At 41.4% G+C, this 20,277-nt stretch carries 30 protein-coding genes, 1 tRNA gene and 1 pseudogene; 13 read left to right on the top strand and 19 right to left on the bottom strand.

Annotated features, from left to right (window positions below; translation table 11 throughout):
- Window positions 1–150: 150 nt before the first annotated feature.
- Window positions 151–879: an ABC transporter ATP-binding protein gene (locus TOL9009_RS0132355; RefSeq protein ID WP_029637528.1), complete on the bottom strand. Its 729-nt coding sequence runs from the start codon at window positions 877–879 to the stop codon at window positions 151–153.
- Between the two features lie 160 nt (window positions 880–1,039).
- Entirely contained in the window at window positions 1,040–1,264 is a 225-nt protein-coding gene (locus tag TOL9009_RS44055) for an indolepyruvate ferredoxin oxidoreductase subunit alpha (RefSeq protein WP_072022205.1), read from the bottom strand.
- A gap of 251 nt (window positions 1,265–1,515) precedes the next feature.
- Between TOL9009_RS44055 and TOL9009_RS49830 the strand changes: the two genes are divergently transcribed.
- Window positions 1,516–2,298, top strand: coding sequence for an ATP-grasp domain-containing protein (locus tag TOL9009_RS49830; RefSeq protein ID WP_029637529.1), 783 nt, complete (start codon window positions 1,516–1,518; stop codon window positions 2,296–2,298).
- A 135-nt stretch (window positions 2,299–2,433) separates the two neighbouring features.
- Here the strand turns inward: TOL9009_RS49830 and TOL9009_RS0132365 are convergent, their stop codons facing one another.
- The 6 genes from TOL9009_RS0132365 to TOL9009_RS0132390 all read right to left on the bottom strand — a co-directional run bounded on the left by TOL9009_RS0132365 (window position 2,434) and on the right by TOL9009_RS0132390 (window position 6,706).
- Window positions 2,434–3,642 (bottom strand): ATP phosphoribosyltransferase regulatory subunit, encoded by a 1,209-nt coding sequence (locus TOL9009_RS0132365; protein ID WP_029637530.1) that lies wholly within the window; start codon window positions 3,640–3,642, stop codon window positions 2,434–2,436.
- Window positions 3,642–4,607 (bottom strand): J domain-containing protein, encoded by a 966-nt coding sequence (locus TOL9009_RS0132370; protein ID WP_029637531.1) that lies wholly within the window; start codon window positions 4,605–4,607, stop codon window positions 3,642–3,644. The genes TOL9009_RS0132365 and TOL9009_RS0132370 overlap by 1 nt, the downstream gene beginning before the upstream one ends.
- Complete coding sequence (locus TOL9009_RS48595; RefSeq protein ID WP_221928675.1) at window positions 4,592–4,741, bottom strand: hypothetical protein; 150 nt, start codon at window positions 4,739–4,741, stop codon at window positions 4,592–4,594. Before TOL9009_RS48595 ends, TOL9009_RS0132370 begins: the two co-directional genes overlap by 16 nt.
- Window positions 4,742–4,833: 92 nt before the next feature.
- Window positions 4,834–5,646 carry an inositol monophosphatase family protein gene (locus TOL9009_RS0132380; protein ID WP_029637532.1) on the bottom strand — a complete coding sequence of 271 codons (813 nt, stop codon included), beginning with the start codon at window positions 5,644–5,646 and terminating at the stop codon, window positions 4,834–4,836.
- Between the two features lie 31 nt (window positions 5,647–5,677).
- On the bottom strand, window positions 5,678–6,199 hold the full coding sequence (locus TOL9009_RS0132385) for a thermonuclease family protein (protein WP_029637533.1): 522 nt from the start codon (window positions 6,197–6,199) through the stop codon (window positions 5,678–5,680).
- Window positions 6,200–6,337: 138 nt separating this feature from the next.
- On the bottom strand, window positions 6,338–6,706 hold the full coding sequence (locus TOL9009_RS0132390) for a 2Fe-2S iron-sulfur cluster-binding protein (RefSeq protein ID WP_029637534.1): 369 nt from the start codon (window positions 6,704–6,706) through the stop codon (window positions 6,338–6,340).
- Between the two features lie 141 nt (window positions 6,707–6,847).
- Between TOL9009_RS0132390 and TOL9009_RS0132395 the strand changes: the two genes are divergently transcribed.
- Both TOL9009_RS0132395 and TOL9009_RS41245 read left to right on the top strand, forming a co-directional pair.
- Window positions 6,848–6,932 (top strand) — tRNA-Ser (locus TOL9009_RS0132395).
- Between the two features lie 260 nt (window positions 6,933–7,192).
- Window positions 7,193–8,626, top strand: a complete 1,434-nt coding sequence (locus TOL9009_RS41245) for an EAL domain-containing protein (RefSeq protein ID WP_084763428.1) — start codon at window positions 7,193–7,195, stop codon at window positions 8,624–8,626.
- 114 nt (window positions 8,627–8,740) lie between these two features.
- On the opposite strand, the gene TOL9009_RS46495 is transcribed toward TOL9009_RS41245, so the two are convergent.
- The 5 genes and pseudogenes from TOL9009_RS46495 to TOL9009_RS0132420 form a co-directional block, all read right to left on the bottom strand.
- Window positions 8,741–8,998 (bottom strand): hypothetical protein, encoded by a 258-nt coding sequence (locus TOL9009_RS46495; protein WP_144238432.1) that lies wholly within the window; start codon window positions 8,996–8,998, stop codon window positions 8,741–8,743.
- A 39-nt stretch (window positions 8,999–9,037) separates the two neighbouring features.
- Window positions 9,038–9,376, bottom strand: a complete 339-nt coding sequence (locus TOL9009_RS0132405) for a XisI protein (RefSeq protein ID WP_029637535.1) — start codon at window positions 9,374–9,376, stop codon at window positions 9,038–9,040.
- Window positions 9,364–9,783: a XisH family protein gene (locus TOL9009_RS0132410; protein ID WP_029637536.1), complete on the bottom strand. Its 420-nt coding sequence runs from the start codon at window positions 9,781–9,783 to the stop codon at window positions 9,364–9,366. The genes TOL9009_RS0132405 and TOL9009_RS0132410 overlap by 13 nt, the downstream gene beginning before the upstream one ends.
- 20 nt (window positions 9,784–9,803) lie before the next feature.
- A pseudogene (locus tag TOL9009_RS46500) lies at window positions 9,804–10,079 on the bottom strand (DUF2887 domain-containing protein); the annotation flags it as partial.
- Between the two features lie 281 nt (window positions 10,080–10,360).
- Complete coding sequence (locus TOL9009_RS0132420; RefSeq protein ID WP_029637538.1) at window positions 10,361–12,136, bottom strand: SWIM zinc finger family protein; 1,776 nt, start codon at window positions 12,134–12,136, stop codon at window positions 10,361–10,363.
- Window positions 12,137–12,252: 116 nt separating this feature from the next.
- Here TOL9009_RS0132420 and TOL9009_RS50640 point away from each other — a divergent pair, with 116 nt between their 5' ends.
- Together TOL9009_RS50640 and TOL9009_RS41250 are read left to right on the top strand one after the other, a co-directional pair.
- Window positions 12,253–12,396: a hypothetical protein gene (locus TOL9009_RS50640; protein ID WP_398345198.1), complete on the top strand. Its 144-nt coding sequence runs from the start codon at window positions 12,253–12,255 to the stop codon at window positions 12,394–12,396.
- A 171-nt stretch (window positions 12,397–12,567) separates the two neighbouring features.
- A complete protein-coding gene (locus TOL9009_RS41250; protein ID WP_051503176.1) occupies window positions 12,568–13,008 on the top strand; it encodes a GUN4 domain-containing protein in 441 nt (146 codons plus the stop codon).
- A gap of 129 nt (window positions 13,009–13,137) precedes the next feature.
- Here TOL9009_RS41250 and TOL9009_RS0132435 read toward each other — a convergent pair whose 3' ends face one another.
- From TOL9009_RS0132435 to TOL9009_RS0132445, 3 genes are all read right to left on the bottom strand, one after another.
- A complete protein-coding gene (locus TOL9009_RS0132435) occupies window positions 13,138–13,548 on the bottom strand; it encodes a type II toxin-antitoxin system VapC family toxin (protein WP_029637540.1) in 411 nt (136 codons plus the stop codon).
- Window positions 13,545–13,808 carry a hypothetical protein gene (locus TOL9009_RS0132440; protein ID WP_029637541.1) on the bottom strand — a complete coding sequence of 88 codons (264 nt, stop codon included), beginning with the start codon at window positions 13,806–13,808 and terminating at the stop codon, window positions 13,545–13,547. The genes TOL9009_RS0132435 and TOL9009_RS0132440 overlap by 4 nt, the downstream gene beginning before the upstream one ends.
- A gap of 118 nt (window positions 13,809–13,926) precedes the next feature.
- Window positions 13,927–14,205, bottom strand: a complete 279-nt coding sequence (locus tag TOL9009_RS0132445) for a helix-turn-helix domain-containing protein (RefSeq protein ID WP_242055683.1) — start codon at window positions 14,203–14,205, stop codon at window positions 13,927–13,929.
- Window positions 14,206–14,261: 56 nt separating this feature from the next.
- Here TOL9009_RS0132445 and TOL9009_RS48070 point away from each other — a divergent pair, with 56 nt between their 5' ends.
- Entirely contained in the window at window positions 14,262–14,408 is a 147-nt protein-coding gene (locus TOL9009_RS48070; protein WP_186227743.1) for a hypothetical protein, read from the top strand.
- A 9-nt stretch (window positions 14,409–14,417) separates the two neighbouring features.
- Here the strand turns inward: TOL9009_RS48070 and TOL9009_RS0132450 are convergent, their stop codons facing one another.
- Entirely contained in the window at window positions 14,418–14,843 is a 426-nt protein-coding gene (locus tag TOL9009_RS0132450; protein WP_029637543.1) for an HNH endonuclease, read from the bottom strand.
- Entirely contained in the window at window positions 14,840–15,184 is a 345-nt protein-coding gene (locus tag TOL9009_RS0132455; RefSeq protein WP_029637544.1) for a hypothetical protein, read from the bottom strand. The genes TOL9009_RS0132450 and TOL9009_RS0132455 overlap by 4 nt, the downstream gene beginning before the upstream one ends.
- A gap of 90 nt (window positions 15,185–15,274) precedes the next feature.
- Between TOL9009_RS0132455 and TOL9009_RS0132460 the strand changes: the two genes are divergently transcribed.
- The 6 genes from TOL9009_RS0132460 to TOL9009_RS0132480 all read left to right on the top strand — a co-directional run bounded on the left by TOL9009_RS0132460 (window position 15,275) and on the right by TOL9009_RS0132480 (window position 19,069).
- The gene (locus tag TOL9009_RS0132460; RefSeq protein WP_029637545.1) at window positions 15,275–15,502 is read left to right on the top strand and encodes a DUF2281 domain-containing protein; all 228 of its coding nucleotides are present in this window, start codon (window positions 15,275–15,277) and stop codon (window positions 15,500–15,502) included.
- On the top strand, window positions 15,496–15,777 hold the full coding sequence (locus TOL9009_RS41255; protein ID WP_038298465.1) for a type II toxin-antitoxin system PemK/MazF family toxin: 282 nt from the start codon (window positions 15,496–15,498) through the stop codon (window positions 15,775–15,777). The genes TOL9009_RS0132460 and TOL9009_RS41255 overlap by 7 nt, the downstream gene beginning before the upstream one ends.
- A gap of 394 nt (window positions 15,778–16,171) precedes the next feature.
- Window positions 16,172–17,599 (top strand): dihydrolipoyl dehydrogenase, encoded by a 1,428-nt coding sequence (gene lpdA / locus TOL9009_RS0132470; RefSeq protein ID WP_029637546.1) that lies wholly within the window; start codon window positions 16,172–16,174, stop codon window positions 17,597–17,599.
- A complete protein-coding gene (locus tag TOL9009_RS48075) occupies window positions 17,571–17,741 on the top strand; it encodes a histidine kinase (protein ID WP_186227744.1) in 171 nt (56 codons plus the stop codon). Before lpdA ends, TOL9009_RS48075 begins: the two co-directional genes overlap by 29 nt.
- A 4-nt stretch (window positions 17,742–17,745) precedes the next feature.
- Complete coding sequence (gene trpC, locus TOL9009_RS0132475) at window positions 17,746–18,636, top strand: indole-3-glycerol phosphate synthase TrpC (RefSeq protein WP_029637547.1); 891 nt, start codon at window positions 17,746–17,748, stop codon at window positions 18,634–18,636.
- A 181-nt stretch (window positions 18,637–18,817) separates the two neighbouring features.
- Complete coding sequence (locus TOL9009_RS0132480; RefSeq protein WP_029637548.1) at window positions 18,818–19,069, top strand: DUF5340 domain-containing protein; 252 nt, start codon at window positions 18,818–18,820, stop codon at window positions 19,067–19,069.
- 93 nt (window positions 19,070–19,162) lie between these two features.
- On the opposite strand, the gene TOL9009_RS48080 is transcribed toward TOL9009_RS0132480, so the two are convergent.
- A complete protein-coding gene (locus tag TOL9009_RS48080; protein ID WP_186227745.1) occupies window positions 19,163–19,309 on the bottom strand; it encodes a hypothetical protein in 147 nt (48 codons plus the stop codon).
- A gap of 86 nt (window positions 19,310–19,395) precedes the next feature.
- On the opposite strand from TOL9009_RS48080, the gene TOL9009_RS0132485 reads away from it, so the two are divergent.
- Complete coding sequence (locus TOL9009_RS0132485) at window positions 19,396–20,217, top strand: DUF4351 domain-containing protein (RefSeq protein WP_029637549.1); 822 nt, start codon at window positions 19,396–19,398, stop codon at window positions 20,215–20,217.
- The last annotated feature ends 60 nt before the right edge of the window (window positions 20,218–20,277 follow it).

A 20,277-nucleotide genomic window follows, 5' to 3' on the forward strand; every position in this document is an offset into this window, starting at 1 on the left:
ACACGGTTTAAGAGTCATTTAATTTTTGGGCAATGGGCATTGGGAATTTGAAGAGGGGAAAAGGTTAAAGGGTAAAGGTATGGAAATAAAGAGTTATTTCAATCACTCATGATATTTTTTCCCCTTTCCCCTTTCCCCCTTTCCCATCTACTAATGCCTTTTCCCGGCACCAAGATACAATTCACCGACTTTAGGATCGTTCAACAAATCTTGACCGATGCCTGTAATCGCATCGCGTCCAGATTCTAGCACACAACCGCGATGAGCCATTTCCAGGGCTTTACGAGCGTTTTGCTCTACTAGTACGATCGCTGTACCACTTTGATTAATTTGTTTAATCTGGTCAAAAACTTGCGTTACCAAAATAGGAGATAATGCCGCTGAAGGTTCATCTAATAGCAGCAAACTCGGTTCTAACATCAAAGCTTTGCCCATTGCTAACATTTGACGTTCCCCTCCAGAAAGGGTGCCGGCACGTTGACGACGGCGATCGCTTAATCTGGGAAACATGTTAAATATTTTATCTTTCAATGGCTTTAAAGCAACGTTGCGGACAAAAGCCCCCATTTCTAGATTTTCTTCCACGCTGAGGGAGGGGAAAACGTTGGCAATTTGCGGTACATAGCACATTCCCCGCTGCACAATTTGATTAGACTTCAATCCGGCGATATTTTCACCTTTGAAGGTAATTGTACCTGTATGAGGTGTCAAAAGTCCAAAAATCGTTTTCGCCAAAGTGGATTTACCGGCACCGTTGGGACCAATCACTGTAACTAATTCTCCAGCTTCCACCTGAAAATTTACACCTTGCAGGATATCCACGTCTTTAATATATCCAGCGCGGACATCCTTAACTTCTAGCAAATAGTCATTAGTCATTGGGCATTGGGCATTGGGCATTGGTCATTGGGCATTGGGCATTGGGCATTGGGCATTGGTCATTGGGCATTGGGCATTGGGCATTGGGCATTAGTCAAGAGTCATTAGTCAAATAAAAATAACTATTGACTATTGACTATGGACTCTGGACTAATAACTATTATGGCGTTTTCTGTAAATCCGGTCTTTCTTCGGGAAGGATCGCTCCTTCTACCGGGCATACTTGAAGACATATACCACAATCAATGCAGATAGCAAAGTCAATCCAATACCAATCAGTTCCCTTGGTGTTTTTGCCTGGTCCTGGATGAATGCAAGCTACGGGACAAGCATGTACGCAATCTGCGACACCTTCACAGACATTAGTAATAATTGTATGCGGCATAATTCCCCTCTTTGGATCGCTTATAGCTGTATTTAATCAGCTATTTATAGCCTAGCAACAATATTTCATACCCGTGAGCGACAAGAGCGTATCACACATTTTATCTTTAGAAAACCTCTGCGTACCTTTGCGCTAACTTCTGCGTACCTTTGCGTTGAAAAAAACTGGTATGAGGTAAAGCGCAATGCTAAACCCCTGTAACTATAATTATAATTACTACTTAGATTAGCTGTATATTCAATCCAAATACTGTGAGATTTCTTTTTCCTAGTGATTACTTCAATCCTAATAAAGCTGATGCAGCATACTTGGAGCAAGTTGCTTCTATGCAAAATGCTGGGTTTGCAACTTCCGTTATTTCTTTGGAGTCGCTGGGATCTGATTTATCAAAAATTATCCCAGTCCCTACTCCTGATTCAAAAGTGGTCTATCGGGGTTGGATGCTCTCGCCGGGAGATTATGAATTATTAGTTAGTGTTGTAGAGAGTACAGGGGCAAGTGTTTTAACTTCTAAGGCTGAGTATCTAGCCACACACTATTTGATAAACTGGTATCCTCTAATTACTGATTTAACTCCAGAGACTAAATTTTATTCCGTCGATGATGATTTACAAAGTGAGTTGAATCGACTTGGCTGGAATGGATTTTTTATCAAAGATTATGTTAAGTGTCTCAAAACCTCAGTTGGTTCGATGATTGATAAACCTTCGGAAATCGAAACAGTGGTTGCCCAAATGCAAAAGTTTCGCGGTAGTATTGAGGGAGGTATTTGTGTTCGGCGGATTGAAGATTTTGTGTCTGAAACCGAGAGGCGTTACTTTGTTGTATATGGTAAACCTTTTGCCGCTTTACCAGATGAAGAAATTCCAGAGATTGTTTCTGAGTGTGCCAAGCGGATTAGAAGTCAGTTTTTCTCTGTGGATGTAATAGAGCGTAAAGATGGAACTAAGCGGATTGTAGAAATTGGTGATGGTCAAGTATCAGATATTGTTGGATGGACGGTTGAACGTTTTACTCAATTGTGGGTAGTGTAATATTAAACTTTATTCGGCTCAAACCCTGTTAATAAAACTCTCATTTTGGTACTCTTAACTAACTACGAGCGACAGCTTATCGGGCAACAGATATGCCTACACCAATCTGAGTAGAGATATGGTGTAGGAATGTCACTAAGTTAATTCAATTTTCGGTGATCCATCAGCTTGAATCCAGACAATTTGAGCAATTTGGCGATCGCGTACATATTCTCGAATTGCTTGTGGATCACGTTCCCCCAAGTCGATTTCTACCCGCACTAATTCTATAGCAGAGCGGAGTTTTTGCGCGTAAGCAAACGCCGCAGCGTAAGCATTTGCTGTCTCTGGTACTACTAAACAGTTGCTGGCTGGTGTCGTTTGCGGTAAATACTTATTCAACAACAAGATTTGGTATAAATCTTCAATATTCAGTGCAAAGCCAATACCAGGAATGTTTTCTTTTTGGGGATGATATAGTCCTAAAAGCTGGTCGTAGCGACCACCTCGTCCTAAAACCCGCGCTTGCGTCTCGGTATCAGTGACAACTTCAAACACAATGCCGGTGTAATAATCGATGGTTTGGATTAGGCTGAGGTCAAGAATTAACGGGAAATCCCCTTTGGATTCTAGTAATTCTACCAGAGATTTGAGATCGTTTACCGCCGCTTGCTGTTCGGCATCTAATCCTAAATTGCTGACTTTTTCCAAAACATCTGCTGGATTTCCGCGCAAATCTAAGATGATTCTGGCACGTTGTTTGAGTTCATCGCTCAAGGGTAAACTGTCGAGAGCAATACGATCTAAATTAGCGATCGCACTTCTGACTGTAGCTTGGAGATTTGGGGGAAAAGCCGATAAAAGCGATCGCGTGATTCCCGCTTCCCCTAAAATTAAATGCCAATGTGAAATTGAAAGTGCTTGCAGACAATCAGCCACCAACAGTAGCACTTCTGCATTTCCCAACAATCCCCCACCACCAAGTAACTCTACCCCAGCTTGATAAAATTCTTGCTGGCGATTGTGCCGACTTTCATTCGTGCGCCGGAACACATTGGCATTATAATACAGCCGTTGCGGATAACTAACACCAGCCATGCGTGTCACAGCGGTACGCGCAATTGAGGCTGTGAGTTCTGGACGCAAGCCCAATTCTTCATCTTCGGAATTTTGCAGTTGAATCACTCCTCGGCGATCGATTGCTTCTCCCGCCATTAGAGTATCCATGCGTTCTAAAGTTGAGGTGATAATCCTGTGATATCCCCAACGGTGAAACACTTGTTGTAACCGATCTTCAATCCAGCGTTTTTGAGCTACATCTAAAGGTAATAAATCCCTTGCACCCGCTGCTGGTTGATACACCATTATTTTTTCTTCCCACCAAACAAACCGCCAAATAAACCACCATTGCCAGATTTATCTGATTGCTTACCCCCATTAGCTGAGGATGAAGTCACTTTAGAACCACCTGGTTTTTGTCCCAAAGCCTGTTCTAGTACGCGTTTACCCTTCAATGCCGTTTCGTCATTGGGGTCTAGTTGCAGAGCGCGGTCAAAGTGAACCTTTGCCATTGTGCTTTGATTTTGCTTCAAATACACCACTCCAATCAAGCTATGACAGCGACTATTATTAGGCTCTAGTTTTATGGCATCTTGCAATTCTACCCTAGCTTGTGCCAATTGATTTTTTCCGAGCAATTCTTGGGCGCGACGCAAATATTGAATCGCAACAGAATCTTCTTTTGGTGGCGCTGCTGGGGCAGGAGGAGATGTATTTGTGGCTTTATTTGGGGTAGGTACACCTGTATTGATTTGGGTTACAGGCGCTTGCTGTGAGGCAGCCGCAAATGATTTACCCGCAGTCCGCATTAAGTAAACTAAATTCAACTCACTGACATGAGCAACGATTTGTAGTACTTTTTCTAAAGAGTCATATTCAGTTTCGGCAATTTTAGCGATCGCATTTTTGTATACCTGATCCACATTTGGTACACTAGCTAACTGCCTAGCCAAATCGGTGTTTAGTTCCACCGAAGACGATTCTTGTACCAAGCGTTTGCCCATTTGCGACAAAACTACTATATATTCTGCACGCGTGCGATCGGCTGACAGTTTTTCGTAAGCAGGATTAACCCACTTTGACAACAACTCAGTAGCTAGTTGTTTCTCGGTAGGGCTAGCGCTAGCATTACTATCAGGGTGCAGACGACGAGCGATTTTCAAATAACGTTTGCGGATATCTTTGACATCCGCATCCACGGAAACGCACAAAATTGCGTGATAATCTATGAAATCGTATTTAAACAGTCCACGATCTATTTTCCAAGACATATATAGAGAAGCTTTCCACCAAGCAGTCCATTAGTTTTTACTAGTGTACTTTGCTTCTGAGAAATGGCTATAAATTTAACATCATTGGGCATCGGGCATCGGGCATTGGGCATTGGGCATTGGGCATTGGGCATTGGGCATGGGGCATTGGGCATGGGGAATCGGTTATTGCTACTCTCCTCACTTGTCCCCCTTGTCTCGCTTGTCTCCCTTGTCTCCCCACTCCTCATCCCCACGCTGACAAAGGGGGAACTTGCTCTAATTCTTGACTTAGGCTGTCGTGAATGTGACCGTTAGTGGCAAGAATTCTACCAGACTCAATTTTTAAAGGAGTGCGATCGTAAGCTGTGACTTTACCGCCGGCTTCTTGTAGTAAAATAATACCAGCGGTAATATCCCAAGGTGAAAGACCTCTTTCCCAATAGCCATCCAAACGTCCGCAGGCGACATGAGCCAAATCTAAAGCTGCGGAACCACTGCGTCTAACTCCTTGGGTTAGGTGGGTGAGGTGACAAAATTCGGCATAATTATTGTCAGATGTTTCGCGGCGATCGTAAGCAAATCCCGTAACTAACAAACTTTTACTTAATTCAGCGGTTTCGGAAACTTGGATCGGACGACGGTTGCGCGTTGCTCCTAAACCCGTGGCTCCACGGAATAATTCATTGTGGGATGGGTCATAAATCACACCAATTTGCGGTACACCATTAATTAACAGCCCAATAGAAACGGCAAAAAACGGATATTGATGAGCGTAGTTAGTTGTACCATCCAGGGGGTCGATCGCCCAAAGAAATTCATTATCTTGATTTCCTAACTTACCTGATTCTTCCGCCAAAATAGAGTGTTCTGGAAAATGGCGACGCAAAATATCCAAAATCACCACTTCCGCTGCTTTATCAGCAGCGGTGACTAAATCACCTGGGCGTCCTTTTTCGATAATTGCGTCTTCTAACTTACCTAAGTAACCTTGCAAAACCGCACCGGCAGCTAATGCTGCTTCTGTAGCAATATCTAGGAAGATTTGTAAATTAGTCATAAGGTAGATGGTTAGTAGTTTACAGTTTCCCTTAACGATTTTGACGGCGAAACTCACCGGGAGTCAGACGCATGGGTTTTTCAGGGTTCCAAATGCCTTGTTCGGTGAGTCTAGCCCATTGTTGAGCGCGATCTAAAAGTTGGTCGTATTTATGATTAGGCGATCGCGCAACAAACAGCACATTCCCTTGTTTGACTAACTGTTCATTTAACAATACTTTATCTTTCCACACATAACCCAAAGTCCGCCCAATTTTGTCTTTGGCTTGGATGTCAAACTCCAGTTTGACATATTGTTCTGCACCACCAATCATCGTCTCTAAGGCATCTTTTGCCGTATCTCCCCACGGACGCTGCCGCAAATCTGGTGCCTCTATACCAACCAACCGCACCTGAGAAATCAAATTAGGTTGTTCTGCCAAGCCTAGCACCTCTAAGGTTTGCCCACTGACCACCCGCGCCACTTTCACCAACGGCTGATTGTCAATTAGCGGGGTTTTAGGTTGACAGCCGACTAAAAGTAACAGGCAAGCTAAAATTATGATTTTAATCATTGGTTAGTTGGTAGTGGATAGTGAATAGTTGGTAGTTGACACTGGATAGTAGTTCATAAAATAATTAACAACTATCAACCATCAACTCACAAATAACAACTATCAACTCACAACTATCAACTATCAACCATCAACTCATTAATCTTCTTCTATTGGTAAACCCGCTTTAACTTTACCTTTAGCAAAATAGCGTCCAAACTGAAGTTTATAAACTTCATCTTCGTCTTGTGTCTCCACGTACAAATCAGAACGTGCGTAACTGACACACAACAGCGCATAGCCTTGACGCTGCAATTCTGCTGAAAGTCCCATTGCCTCCGGTTGATAAATTTCTCCTGACAGCACTCGGACAGCACAAGTAGTACAAGCCCCATTTCGGCAAGAAAAGGGCAGTTCTACCCCTTGTTTTTCGCCGCTGTGCAATATGTAGCGGTCTTCTGGCACTTCCAGGGTGTATTCTTTACCAGAAGAGCGATCGCGAATTTTAATTGTGTATATATCAGACATCTTGATTTCGGTAATTGGGCATTGGGCAATGGGCATTGGGCATTTGTCCCCCTTATTCCCCTGCCCCCTCTTCAAATCCCATTTTAAAAATATATTTGCATTTTTTGGGATTCTATAGTAGGATTATTAATTGTGGCATCTGGAGAGATGGCCGAGTGGTTGAAGGCGCAGCACTGGAAATGCTGTTTAGGGCAACTTAACCAGGGTTCGAATCCCTGTCTCTCCGTTTTCAATTTTAATGGCAAAACAAAAAGCGATGGCACAGGATGTAACTAAGTTTATCCTGTGCGATCGCTTTAAATATGTATGAAAGCGCCAAATTATCACTATTATCGCGTTTCAAGTGAGCCGAACATTAAAAAGTTCGGCTTTATTCTATGTATTATTACTGATTTTTAAATCTATTAAATAGTTAAAATTATAACTAGCATGACTCATGTAAAAATGACAATAATTGATGTAATGCCTATAATATTGTAAAAAAGCATGTCCGACGTAATTCTACATTCCCAAGCTTCTTATCTGCATAACTTTCTAGAACCTTATGAATTTTTTATAAATAGTTTAATAACACGGCTGACAGACTTTGTAAATAATACTTCAACTAATGATGTACCAAATCGCATCTTAGAAATAATTCAATATTCCTCGTCAGCAGATTTGGTTTTAGTTTTACGCGATCGCGGTCAAAATAACTGGGTTGTTAAATCACAAAGCAATTTAACTGAAGATATAGAACCAGATACTGATATTGAAACTTTCAAATCAATAATTTTCCCGATTATTTCGGAAAAATCAGTATTTAATCTCGGTCATCATGGAAGTTATAAAATCTATGAAACTAAAAACGGTATTGTTAAAGCTCTTGTGATAATACCACTGCAATCACCACAAAAAGCTGAAGTTATGGTTATTTGCGGTTTAAAACATGATTCATATTTTTTAGAAGATGCATTCGGCAAAATTTTATCAAGTTTTTATCAAGCTTGCCAAAAAACACCAGTTCAGCCTGCATTAATTGAAGCTATAATTCTTGATAATTTAAAGAGAGATTTTGGTTTCGTTTCTGCATCTCTACATCGGAAAAGATTTCAATTATTCTGTGAACGTCTTCAAAGAATGATTGTATTTTTTGAACCATTACTGCATTTAGATCCAGAAGACTTATTTATTAGTGGTTGGGAAGCTTTAGCAAGAAATCCAGATACCTTAACCGCTCCTTCTGATTTATTTGAAGCAGCAGAATTATGGCGACATGATTTCATTGTTGAACTTGACCGATATTTTCTGATAGTTGGCACGACAACTTATTTGGAGGCTAGACAAAAAGCAAAACAAAATCGTTCCCATGAAATTGTCCCATTATCAGTTAATGTTTATCCAGAATCTTTGATGCAGACAGCTTACTTTGAAACAGTACGCCAAATTCTCAAAGATAAAGTTATTTCACCGAGAAATCTTATATTAGAAATTTCTGAAAAAGCCGAAGTACCACATTATAAAGATGGTATTCGTCTCAAGTATCCTTTAAAAACTTTCAAAACTAAACTGTTAGAATATGTACGCAAATTTCAGATTAGATTTGCCATTGATGATTTTGGAGTTGGCTATGCTTCAGTTTCTCGTTTAGCGGGATTAAATCCATGTCATGTGAAAATTGACCGAGAGATTTTGCATCATCAACCATGTGAAATTATTATTCGCTTTGTTCACGAACTTGTAGGAGCAAATAATTTGAATCCATCCAATGTAATTGTTGAAGGTGTGGATGAGACTATTCCGATTAGTTTGCACAGATTAAAAGAAATAGGTGTGAACTATATCCAAGGACACCTTGTTGGTAAACCACAACCGGAAATCTATCGTCTTAGTTTAGAGAAAACAGAGTTTTTGAGAAAGCTGCTTTTAGAGGCGAATTGAGTAATTTTGATTGGCAAAGTAAAAGGCGATCGCAATTCCCGTCGTCACTGTCTTGATTATCGAGTGATCGGGGTAATATTGATTGCGTATGCCTACTCCCTTCCCGCTATAAAATTACCTATCTTCTTTTCCTTCTTCCTTCTCTTGTCGGAGACGCCAAGGGCAAACGTGTACGAGCGTGTCTTCTCCTTCTCCTATCGGAGACGCGTTGGCGAAGCCTCTCGAAGAGAAGCGCGAACGCGGTTCGTTAAATAGGTATTCTTTGAGCAGGAAGGGAGTATCACTTGGTGCGATCGCATTTGTGGGGTTAGCAGTTTGGATATATCGCTGATTTTTTACTAGATAGCAAATAGTGCGATCGTCCTTCGTCAAAATTCAAGAACAATAAGCGCGATAATTGTTTTCAAGTACCTAAGACACTGCAAACTCCGTATATTTTCGCTGTTCGAGGGTTCTAAAACCCAAAACAATTTGCTCTTTGGGAATTCCCGCAGCAACCAAATCTACAGCAATACCCTCTTCCGTACCATCATGCTGAATCCAAAGTTTATTATCAATAATGTCTAGGTGTAACAAAGTTCCATAAATACGATAACCATCTTGCCAACCAGCTTCCACCAAAAGATACCTATCCCGTTCTTTATCAAACACCAATTTCACTTGCACATCTGGATCGTTACCTAAAAAGTCAGCATAATCTTGCAGCACTTTTTCGATAATTTCACGGTACTTAATCTTTAGGGAATCCATCGAACAATTTCCTCCTTAACAGTATCGAAGGTAAATAAACGAATGATGCCATCTTCAAGCAAAGTTTGACCAGCTTCTTCTTCAAAAACTCTCTTGCGGGTATCTTCGCTCAGGGCTAGATAAAGAATATGTTCGGGATAATAGCGTTTTAATAAATGAGCGTATAAAACAAACTGACCAAGCGCTTCTTCCAAATCTTTCATATCAGAAGGACGGGTAAAGCTTTTTACCTCAACTGCTATCCTTTCAATTCCCCGTTCAGCCGCTAGCAATCGCTTTGCACCCAAATCAACAAAAAGGTTTTTTCCACGAGCTAAACGAATCCGCAATGGGTCATGGGTGATTGTCCAACCATCTTTGATTAAAGATGTTTTGACAGTTTCATGATAAATGTCTTTAGCTGGCATAAGCTATTATGCTTTTCATTAATTTCCTCGACCTCCCGTTGACTTTTATTATCAAACTTGTACACCATTATCGTTGTGATTAACTCTATTATGGCGCGATTTCCGACTTGAGTTTCTTGTTTGCGATTCCTCGCCAACAAATACCTCGCTTCCTGAATTGCTTGCTCATCCTCAAGGGTAGTTAATACCATCAGTGCTACCCATCCAGTTAACTCACGAATATCACCCAACTCATCCAATACCCAGACCGTGGGAGCGTTATTTAGAACAAAGCAATTATAAAATTGCGACTCCAAGTTGAGAAAGCTGCTTTTAGAGTGCCTTACGACTAAAGTCGCGGCTATACAAACAAAGTCCGCCTACGCGGACTTAAAGAAGAAAAGGGGGGGAATGGTCTGGATTTGGTATTGAGGGCGATCGCTCATTGTCTAGTAATATTTGTATCTCCTACGATTTTTCACTTACCGCTACTAAAAAACTCGCCTTTGCCACCAAGGAGTATTTTGAATTTCTTGCTGAAGAGTTTGGACTACACTCCGAAGCGTTACCAACGGTAAAGGTTGATGCTTTTAATTTTTCAATCCATACCTCGTTGATTAAACAATCCCATCAATTTTCGCTTACGGGCGTGAGTCTGCATTAATTCTGCTTTATAATTTGACCAATCTGCCTTTCTTCCAGATTCTAAGTAAGCAGCGCGAGCTTGTTTCAACCATTCAACCGCATGGTAATAATGTTCTGCTTTACCTGCATTCATAATTGATTCAGCGCGACGACGAGTATTTGCAATTACCCAATCAGGATTGTGAGGGATAGCAGCTTTCATGACTCGGTGAATTATCTCATCATAGTAAGAACTGAGTTCGTTAACAATGGCGATCGCATCATCAATTAGTCCTTCATGTAAAAAGATATCCACCTTTGCTGTTTGTGTTCCCCAAGCTGCATGGTTGCGGAGTATCTGCAACAATTCTGACTTCTCATTTATCCAATTTTCTCCAGCTAATTCCTCTATCTTCTGGTAGTCAACAAAGTTGGGATTTGCTTGATAAGCTGCTTTTCTAGCAAATAATGCAATTTGGCGATCGCCTAATCCTTCCGCTAATTCACTTGTCCAGATTCCCAAGTTATACTGACAATTTCCTGGCAATTTTAAGCCATTCTCGGCAATATCCAAAGCTTGCGGTAATGTCCCCTGCTCTCGTAAAGTTTTAGCTAGGGCAAAAGCTTCTTCCATCGAATTCATCTCTGTTTGAGCTGCTGTAATTGCTTCTTCCACCCGTCCTAAACGAGCTAACATTGTTAAATATTGCTGAGTTTGCCCTTCTGCTTGCGCCAAATACAGATATTCTTGATAACGCTCTTGACGTTCGAGGATTTTTAGGCGAATTAGTGTCAAATCATCGCTATAATATGGTGGCTCTTCCTCCCAAGCTCCTTTTCTGGTAATGTTACCTTGTAAAACCTCTAACAGTGGTGGATAATCCCAACCTTGGCGCAAAGCTTCTAAAGCTAACCCAAAGTCAGTATTCCACTCATCTTGCCATGCTTCCAAATTGACTTGGATATCAACTTTATCCTCTGGGGTAAGTTCAGCACTAAGAATTGCTTCACACCAAGCATCATTTAATTCACCAACAATCTCATCATTATCAGCACCATATTCTTCCACATCATCCCAATTTTCCACACAAGTTGAGGTAACTGCTTCCAAAATAGCGATCGCATTATTTCCATCTCCGCGATCGCTAAAATCTCCAGCAGTTTGCACTATACTCAGCAATTCTTCGGTGATAGGATCTTCTTCATATCCGTCTTCCAAACAACGTACAGCATTCCGAAGAATTTGCCGCACTTCTTGTTTAAAGGGAGTTACATCAACGGTAGTGCGACGCACGGATTTTGTTGATTGTTTTTTGGGAGCAGGATTTCCAATCAAGCTAACATGACGATCAATTGCCTGAATCAGTTCTGGATACTTTGCTACTAGCTCTTGCAGCAGTCTTTGGGTTTGGATATGATCTAGGCGATCGAGTAGTTGTTCAAGAGTGGGACGCTTCTCGATAATTTCTGACTGATGCAGACAAACGAGCATTGTTGCGACGATGTGTTTACACCACCCATCAGAGTTGTAAGCACAAGTGCAGTATACTGAGGTGAATCCCCCGTCATCGAAACTAAAATTAACTTGATAAGGTTCAGGTTCACTACCTTCAACTTCTGCCTGAAGAATATTACCTCGTTGGGTAAGGGCAGCTACAGCACCATCTTTATAGTATGCCTTGCCTCGCTCAAAAGATTTAGCGTTGGCGTTATGACGGATGTTAAATTCGCTGAGGTTGGGAATAGACATCTAGCGATCGCCTAAATACAGTTTTGCGTAAAAGTGTAGCGTTTTTAAATGCAAGGGGATGCAATCGAATTGTATCGGGTGACAATCGAATTGGATCGCGATCCAATCGAATTGTATTGGGTGACAATCGAATTGTATTGGGTGACAATCGAATTGGATCGCGATCCAATCGAATTGTATCGGGTGACAATCGAATTGTATCGAGTGACAATCGCATTGTATCGGGTGACAATCGCATTGCAGGGTGTTGCCAAATTTAATTTGCCACGAAAAAGCTTACTCCATATTACTTTCTTAGAGATGAGGATGTTGCACCGATACATGAGCGCTTAGACGCGATTAATCGCGTCTCTACAAGTTACCCACCCGTCTCTACGGAAGATGATCTGAGTTCAGAAAAGGGTGTAAACTACACCAAGCTGCGCGACTTATTGAAAGCAGAAAAATGGAAAGAAGCTGACTATGAAACTTATTTGGTGATGATTCAGGCTCTAGGGAAAAAGAAAAATGACTATTTCACGTCAGACGAACTATTAAACTTTCCCTGTACAGACTTACGCACGATTGACCGATTGTGGGTAAAATATAGCAATGGGCGTTTTGGCTTCAGCGTTCAAAAGGAAATTTATCTGAGCGTCGGCGGGAAGACTGACGGTGAGTATTATAAAGAAGCCTGGGATAAGTTTGGCGATCGCGTCGGATGGAAAGTGGATAATAACTGGATTGATTACTCTGATGTAACTTTTAGCACCTTAGCCCCATCGGGACACCTCCCGTTGGGGGGTGGGTTGGTTTTTTTCGCGGGGCGTTCTCTCGCCTCGCATTGGGTGCATTGGGGTTTCTTCTCTCGCATGGAGACTTGTAAACTGTAACACCTAAGCGTTTCAGAATTTTATAAAGATTTATTACAGGCTCCTTTTCCACGAAGTAATCAGCATTCCACAAATTCCATACCTGGCACTGCCGGGTTAAAGCCATTAGCGCGGGTAAATTTTTCGGATTTAAGGAATTACCTCAAATGCTTTCTTTCCCTGTAAACGATAAATATAAAAATCGCTGTCCAGCGAAAAAATCCGACTGATATTTAACGTCTCGGCAGCAGAGACAAGAGAAGCATCTGCCAAATCCATCGGCACGTCCTGATACTGCCTCATGAGTTCCCGAATTCTTTGCTGCTCATCAATGACTGATGTATGCAAATAAAGTGCTTTCCGTTCAACAAACTGCCACAGGATGTCCTGGGCAAACCAACCCCGTAACTGATGCAGGAAATACATGGCTTCTGTAAAACAGCACCATGTTGTCACCAGGGGGCTGCTTATCTTTTGATAGGCTTCGACACAACGATGATGAGCTTCTCCCTGTCCGGCATCAATCAAAGCAATCAACGGTGCAGTATCAACCAGAATCACGGTCTGCGAATACCCTGCTTGGCAAGCTTACTGGCGATCGCTTCCCCAAAGACAGTTTTCTGGTAGGTCTGGGGAGGTTCAACCTGACTATTAATAGATCCGATTAGACCTGACAAGGAAGTTGCCAGCGGTTTTTGCTCGTTAACATGTGGCAGCAACTGTGATGCAATCCAGTCAGCAGGTGTCATTCCCTGTGTTTCGGCAACAGCCAGCAGGTGACAGTAAACATTCTCTGGCAGGGCAATGAAATGCTCACTCATACGATAAAGGCTTTCTTTGATTCTTCTGTTTTACCATATTTCCTCGCTGTTTCGCTCAGTATGACATTTTCGACTTTGCGTAAGTCCTAATTTCAAAAATAAAATATTAGTCCTATATTCATTTCAGCTCTACAAAAAGTTTTTTTCCTAAAGCTGTTGCATATTTTTCTAAAGTCAAAATTCCGACATCTTCGGCATTATTTTCAACACTGATGATTGTGGATTTATCCAAATTTAACCGACGTGCTAATTCTTCTTGTGTCATTCCTGCTGCAATTCTTGTTTCTGCTAACACTACTCCAATTTTAAAGCTGATATATCCAGATTCAAAATTTTCGGCAAACTCAGAGTCAGTATGCTTGCGTTTTGCAATGTAATTTTCTACATCACTCATCATTTTCCTCGCTAGCAATGGTAAGGGGTGATGCAATACGGTTCGGATAAGAGTTTTTGATGAAAATTATAGATCACAAAGACGCGATAAATCGCCGTCTTTACAATAATAAGTCCTTTGTAGAGACGGCGATTTATCGCGTCTCTTGCCTTAACCGAACCGTATTGAGGGGTGATGCTTTGAAACAGATGAGTTTCAGCAGCTAACACATAAGTTTAAATATTTGGTGGATGTTCCCCTAACTTCACCCACATTTTACGCACGCGAGTTAATTGCAGACGGTTCATTTTCAAAGCAGAAATTGTTGCTCGACCAACAGGTGTGAGTCCTATAATTTCTGTAGCATCTTCACTCCAAGCAAAATTATCTGTCCACAATTGCTGATGTGGATGAAACAGTTTAACTTCCTCTTGAGTAATTGGATCAAGTGCTGTTTGACGAGATGCTTTATAACGATTACAAGATGGACAAGCCAAGCAAAGATTTTCAAAACTTGTTACCCCTTTAGCCGACAGGGGAATGATATGCTCAAACTCAAAAGTTGTGACAGTTAAAGATTCAGCAGTACGGCAATAAGCACAACAATCTGCGAAATGATTGCGAATTTGTCTTTGTAATTCTACAGGAATATAAGCACTCACGCCACTTTCGATGTCCCTTGAAGGTGGTTTAAGGTGTATCTGGCTCTGGTTTTAAGAATGTTTAGTTGGTCAATTTGTGCCAATAGCCGATCTAAAGTATTAGTATCATCAGCAGATAGCTGATTTTCCGCATTCTTAGCTAGCAAATCGTTTAATTGTGCTTGAGCTTTTGAAGATAATATACTTTCTGCCAAGACTTGTAGTTCGTCTAAGCTTAAATTAGCTAATATCTCAGCATCGACAGGAGATGGGTTTATCAGTTGATGATAGGTTTCTAAGTCTAATAGTACACCAACTCGCTCACCATGTTCATTCGTGACGTACTGCACTGATTCCAACATAATTGATTTTGGTAATCTGCTTGGGCTAATCATAGCCTATCAGTCCGTTTGATGTATTCGCACAGAGTATCCTAAAAATAAAACCACATTATGACTGTACATGACAAAACCATTGACAAAATCCGCCAACTACCAGAATCTCTGGTTGAAGAAGTCAGTGATTTTATAGACTTTCTGGTTTGGAAACATAGCAGTAAAGACTCTTCTTTATGGCTTGATACAGAGTCTATAGAACTGGTTGAGTCTGACTTTTGTGATTACCTATCCAACTTGGAAGACTATGAGAATCGCTTGGCTCGTGGAGAAATCAAGTGGTAGAAATTACGCGGGGGGATGTTGTTCTATGCGATTTAAGTCCAGTTGTAGGCACAGAGCAAGCAGGCATCAGACCTGTTGTAGTTCTACAAATTGACCGAGCTAATGCCGTTAGTCCGCATACCATTATTGCACCTTTTACTTCTAAAATTCGACGTGCCCTTTTACCATCTCATGTATTTGTTCCTGCGGGGATTGGCGGGTTAAACCAAGACTCTGTAATACTTTGTGAACAAATTCGAGTTATTGATAAATCAAGAATCATCAGAGTTAAGTAGTAGTGCAAAAATATTTATATATTCCAAAAGCGTCAAACCCTCATGATTGCTTCGTTCCTCGCAATGACAATATATATTTAATTTTGCCTAACTACTTATTGGTCATTTGGATGATGATTATATAAAACAATTAGAAGTATCTTTATCTACTATCCTTGGCTTGCAAGATTTGGACAACACTTAGAGCAATTAGAACTGCTCATACTGCTAAAATATCGTATAAAATACAACTAGCAACGTAATACTGTTATACTACGTAAGTATCAATTGCTTCGCCACGATCGCCTAAATCATAATTTAATTTGATTTAGCAACACGGAAAAATCCTGGGGGTTGCAATGATTGCTTGTGAAGATGAGAATAAAGAGACCAAGCACACGACGGGGAAACGAACGTGAATCAGGGATTTGATTACGATTTAGTAATTATAGGCGCGGGTGTAGGCGGACATGGCGCTGCCCTACACGCCGTTAGCTGTGGTCTAAAAACAGCGATTATTGAAGCCTATGATATGGGTGGAACCTGTGTCAACCGGGGCTGCATTCCGTCTAAAGCGCTGTTAGCGGCTTCTGGACGTGTGCGAGAGTTAAGAGATGCCCACCACCTGAAATCGCTGGGGATTCAAGTCGGCAATGTGGAATTTGATCGCCAAGCGATCGCTAATCATGCTGACAATCTCGTATCCAAAATCCAAGGCGATTTAACCAACAGCCTTCAACGCCTGAAAGTTGATATCATTCGGGGTTGGGGAAAACTAGCCGGAACCCAAAAAGTCACTGTGACTACAGATAGCGGTGACAAAACCATCACTGCTAAAGACATCATACTTTCACCAGGCTCGATTCCCTTTGTACCTCCAGGCATAGAAGTAGACGGCAAAACTGTCTTTACCAGCGACCAAGGCGTAAAGTTAGAATCTCTACCCGATTGGATAGCAATTATTGGCAGTGGCTATATCGGTTTGGAATTTTCTGATATATACTCAGCTTTGGGCAGTGAAATCACCATGATTGAAGCCCTGAACCAGTTAATGCCAGGATTTGACCGCGACATCGCCAAACTTGCAGAACGAGTGCTAATTACTTCCCGCGACATCGAAACCAAAGTGGGAATATACGCCAAAAAAATCATTCCCGGTTCACCTGTAGTAATTGAGTTAGCAGATTTCAAAACCAAAGAAGATGTAGATGTCATTGAAGTGGATGCTTGTTTAGTTGCCACGGGACGCATCCCCGCTACGCAAAATCTTGGTTTAGAGTCTGTTGGTGTGGAACTAGATCGGCGCAACTTTATCCCCGTCAACGACAGCATGGCTGTACTGTCAGCAGGTGAGATAGTGCCGCATTTGTGGGCAATTGGTGATGCCAACGGCAAAATGATGTTAGCACACGCAGCTTCGGCTCAAGGTATCGTGGCGGTAGATAATATCTGTGGCAAACATCGAGAAATTGACTATCGCAGTATACCGGCGGCAGCATTCACCCACCCAGAAATCAGCTATGTGGGAATGACGGAAACAGCAGCCCAGGATTTAGGTAAAGAATCCGGTTTTGAAGTGGGAACAGCGCGGACTTACTTTAAAGGAAATTCCAAAGCGCTGGCAGAAGGTGAAGCTGATGGTATAGCAAAAGTGGTGTATCGTCAAGACACAGGTGAAGTTTTGGGCGTTCACATTTTCGGAATGCACGCTAGTGATTTAATCCACGAAGCATCAGCTGCGATCGCCAATCGCCAATCTGTCCAAACCCTCGCTCATTTAGTTCACGCACATCCCACACTTTCCGAAGTGCTGGATGAAGCTTATAAACGAGCAGTTAGCTAGGATTGAGCATGGGGCATGGGGAGTCAAGAGTCACAAGGAGCAAGAGTCAATAGTCAAGAGCTTACTCCATTGCCCACTGCCTACTGCCCCATGCCCATTGCCCCATGCCCCATGCCCATTAAACAATTGCCCATTGCCCTAAAATTATGCAAATCCGTCGTCTTAATCCGAATCGAGCTATTGATGTATCTGTATTGCGCTTTCAATCTGCCATTTTTGATGCTGCACCAAACAACATTTTGGAGGAAATTGTCTGGCAGAAAGAGACAGAAGTTGAGCAAATGCGCGAAAAGCTGTCTTTAAGCGAATTGCAGCGCCAAGCCCTTGCTGCACCCCCAACCCGCGATTTTATCGCCGCTTTGCGACAAGGTAAAACAAAGCCTGCGTTGATTGCGGAAGTTAAAAAAGCTTCTCCTAGTAAAGGAGTTTTCAGAGAAGATTTTGACCCAGTAGCGATCGCCCTTCAATATCAGCGAGGCGGTGCGAGTTGTCTTTCTGTCCTTACCGATGTAAAGTTCTTTCAAGGTAGCTTTGATAACTTAGCTGCCATTCGCGCCACCGTAGATTTGCCCCTACTGTGTAAGGATTTTGTCATCTATCCCTACCAAATGTTTTTAGCGCGTGTTAAAGGTGCTGATGCCGTCTTGTTAATTGCCGCTATACTTAGCGATCAAGATTTGCAATACTTTGTCAAAATTGCTAAATCCCTGAAAATTGCAGCTTTAATTGAAGTCCACACTTTAGCCGAACTTGACCGTGTGTTAGCTTTAGATGATGTATCTTTAGTAGGAATTAATAATCGCAACTTAGAAAATTTCTCTGTTGACTTGCAAACTACTTGTCAACTGCTAACAGCAAGAGGTAGCCAATTGCAAGAACGAAATATTTTAGTTGTCAGCGAGTCAGGATTACATAACACTTCGGATTTAAATTTAGTGGCAACAGCAGGCGCATCTGCTGTACTTATAGGAGAATCTTTGATAAAACAAGCAGATATAGAATTAGCGATCGCTCAATTATTACATAAGCTTTTGTGAAATAAAAATTACATGAGGTTACGCACATAAAAGGCGATTCGTCAATGAGTAATAGAGGATACCTTTAGAACGCAAAATCTAGGTTTTAACTAAATAGTTCTTCGCTATGTAAAAATTCATTTATCAAAGAAAAATCTCAGACTAATAGTAAATCCCAAATATTACATATCAGATTAACTTTATGGAGCAAATTCCTTTGCCTTCACCTATCCACTACGAACTAATACTGCAACTTTTAGAAAGACAAACTATGTTAGCAGTCGGTCAAAACCCAGAACTACGGCATCAGGTGAATCAGCTAATTATTACACTCCGTAAAGCTGCGGCACAACAAAAACACCTAGAAGAAATTTGCCAGTTTTCCTCTAAGGAAGTTGACCACCGATGGTCAATTAATCATCAGAATTCTCAGAAAGTTGTCGTTCCTGATTGATTACTCCCTTTTTGCTTGAAGAAGAAAATTGAGAAGCGATCGCCTAATTGTCACCCAATTTGAGGAGTGCGCTCGCCTGCTTTAAATCTATCATCACTCCCGTGCGATCGCATGAAACGAGAGTATGAATATTTGGAGTGCGTAGGCGTAGCCCGTCGTAGACATCGCCTGTTTTAAATCTATCATCACAAGTGCGATCGCGCTTCTGTGAGAATTATTGCAGAAATAGGTAAAATTCATTCCATCACCCTTGTTACTAGAAATATTAAGGATTTTGATTCTTTGTGGTATATCTACATTAAATCCATTTATTTAAATAAATATCCTTGGCATACGACAGCATCTGCCGATTTTTGACATCTGAGTATCCATTACCTTTTGTACAGTGGTTGCTTAACTCTCAAGAAACAAATATTCAGGTTTTACCCACAGAATTAAGTGTAGAACCAATCCGTTCTGATGCTTTATTCCAACTACCAGAACTAGGCAGCATCCTTCATTTGGAGTTTCAAACTGTTCCTAAATCAAAACCATCTCTCCCTGCGAGAATGTTAGATTACTGGTTGAGAATATATCGAAAATACGAATGTCCCATTCAACAAGTAGTCATTTTCCTAAAACAAACAGATTCCCCTGCTGTTTACATCAATCAGCTTGCAGTTGGGAATACAAGACATGAATATAGAATTATACGTTTGTGGGAGCAAGACCCGCAACCGCTTCTGGCTAACCCTGCACTGCTGCCGTTAGCAGTTTTGGCTTCTACAGATCCACCTTATTCAGGTTTGCTAGAACAAGTTGCTGTAGAAATAGATAAAATCGAAGAACCAGAACAACAGCAAAACATCACAGCTTGCGTGGAAGTACTAGCTTCCTTAAAGTTTGATAAACAATTAATTCGCCAGTATTTCAGGGAGGAACTAATGGAAGAGTCACCAATTTATCAAGAAATACTAGAAAAAGGTGCTAAGAAAGGAAAGCTACAAACCTTAACTCGCCAACTTTCACGGCGATTTGGCACAATTTCTTTGCAATTACAGCAACAGCTTCAAGCACTGTCGATTAACCAGCTAGATGATTTAAGCGATGCGCTGTTTGACTTTTCAGAAATATCCGACTTGGCAGTTTGGTTGCAAAACCAGCATTAACTCGAATTATTAGCAAAGCCTGAAGAATAAAACTGAGAAGCGATCGCCTAATTGTCAGCC

The organism is [Scytonema hofmanni] UTEX 2349, assembly GCF_000582685.1.
In the GTDB taxonomy this organism is placed as follows: Bacteria; Cyanobacteriota; Cyanobacteriia; order Cyanobacteriales; family Nostocaceae; genus Hassallia; species Hassallia hofmanni.

Bases quoted from the DNA above. Each gene is read 5' to 3' on its own strand.
- TOL9009_RS0132355 (WP_029637528.1), bottom strand. From the start codon at position 879: ATGACTAATGACTATTTGCTAGAAGTTAAGGATGTCCGCGCTGGATAT.
- TOL9009_RS44055 (WP_072022205.1), bottom strand. From the start codon at position 1,264: ATGCCGCATACAATTATTACTAATGTCTGTGAAGGTGTCGCAGATTGC.
- TOL9009_RS0132365 (WP_029637530.1), bottom strand. From the start codon at position 3,642: ATGGTGTATCAACCAGCAGCGGGTGCAAGGGATTTATTACCTTTAGAT.
- TOL9009_RS0132370 (WP_029637531.1), bottom strand. From the start codon at position 4,607: ATGTCTTGGAAAATAGATCGTGGACTGTTTAAATACGATTTCATAGAT.
- TOL9009_RS48595 (WP_221928675.1), bottom strand. From the start codon at position 4,741: ATGCCCAATGCCCAATGCCCAATGCCCAATGCCCGATGCCCGATGCCC.
- TOL9009_RS0132380 (WP_029637532.1), bottom strand. From the start codon at position 5,646: ATGACTAATTTACAAATCTTCCTAGATATTGCTACAGAAGCAGCATTA.
- TOL9009_RS0132385 (WP_029637533.1), bottom strand. From the start codon at position 6,199: ATGATTAAAATCATAATTTTAGCTTGCCTGTTACTTTTAGTCGGCTGT.
- TOL9009_RS0132390 (WP_029637534.1), bottom strand. From the start codon at position 6,706: ATGTCTGATATATACACAATTAAAATTCGCGATCGCTCTTCTGGTAAA.
- TOL9009_RS41245 (WP_084763428.1), top strand. From the start codon at position 7,193: ATGTCCGACGTAATTCTACATTCCCAAGCTTCTTATCTGCATAACTTT.
- TOL9009_RS0132405 (WP_029637535.1), bottom strand. From the start codon at position 9,376: ATGGATTCCCTAAAGATTAAGTACCGTGAAATTATCGAAAAAGTGCTG.
- TOL9009_RS0132410 (WP_029637536.1), bottom strand. From the start codon at position 9,783: ATGCCAGCTAAAGACATTTATCATGAAACTGTCAAAACATCTTTAATC.
- TOL9009_RS0132420 (WP_029637538.1), bottom strand. From the start codon at position 12,136: ATGTCTATTCCCAACCTCAGCGAATTTAACATCCGTCATAACGCCAAC.
- TOL9009_RS0132440 (WP_029637541.1), bottom strand. From the start codon at position 13,808: ATGAGTGAGCATTTCATTGCCCTGCCAGAGAATGTTTACTGTCACCTG.
- TOL9009_RS0132445 (WP_242055683.1), bottom strand. From the start codon at position 14,205: ATGATGAGTGATGTAGAAAATTACATTGCAAAACGCAAGCATACTGAC.
- TOL9009_RS48070 (WP_186227743.1), top strand. From the start codon at position 14,262: ATGAAAATTATAGATCACAAAGACGCGATAAATCGCCGTCTTTACAAT.
- TOL9009_RS0132455 (WP_029637544.1), bottom strand. From the start codon at position 15,184: ATGTTGGAATCAGTGCAGTACGTCACGAATGAACATGGTGAGCGAGTT.
- TOL9009_RS0132460 (WP_029637545.1), top strand. From the start codon at position 15,275: ATGACTGTACATGACAAAACCATTGACAAAATCCGCCAACTACCAGAA.
- TOL9009_RS48075 (WP_186227744.1), top strand. From the start codon at position 17,571: ATGAAGCTTATAAACGAGCAGTTAGCTAGGATTGAGCATGGGGCATGG.
- trpC (WP_029637547.1), top strand. From the start codon at position 17,746: ATGCAAATCCGTCGTCTTAATCCGAATCGAGCTATTGATGTATCTGTA.
- TOL9009_RS0132480 (WP_029637548.1), top strand. From the start codon at position 18,818: ATGGAGCAAATTCCTTTGCCTTCACCTATCCACTACGAACTAATACTG.
- TOL9009_RS48080 (WP_186227745.1), bottom strand. From the start codon at position 19,309: ATGAATTTTACCTATTTCTGCAATAATTCTCACAGAAGCGCGATCGCA.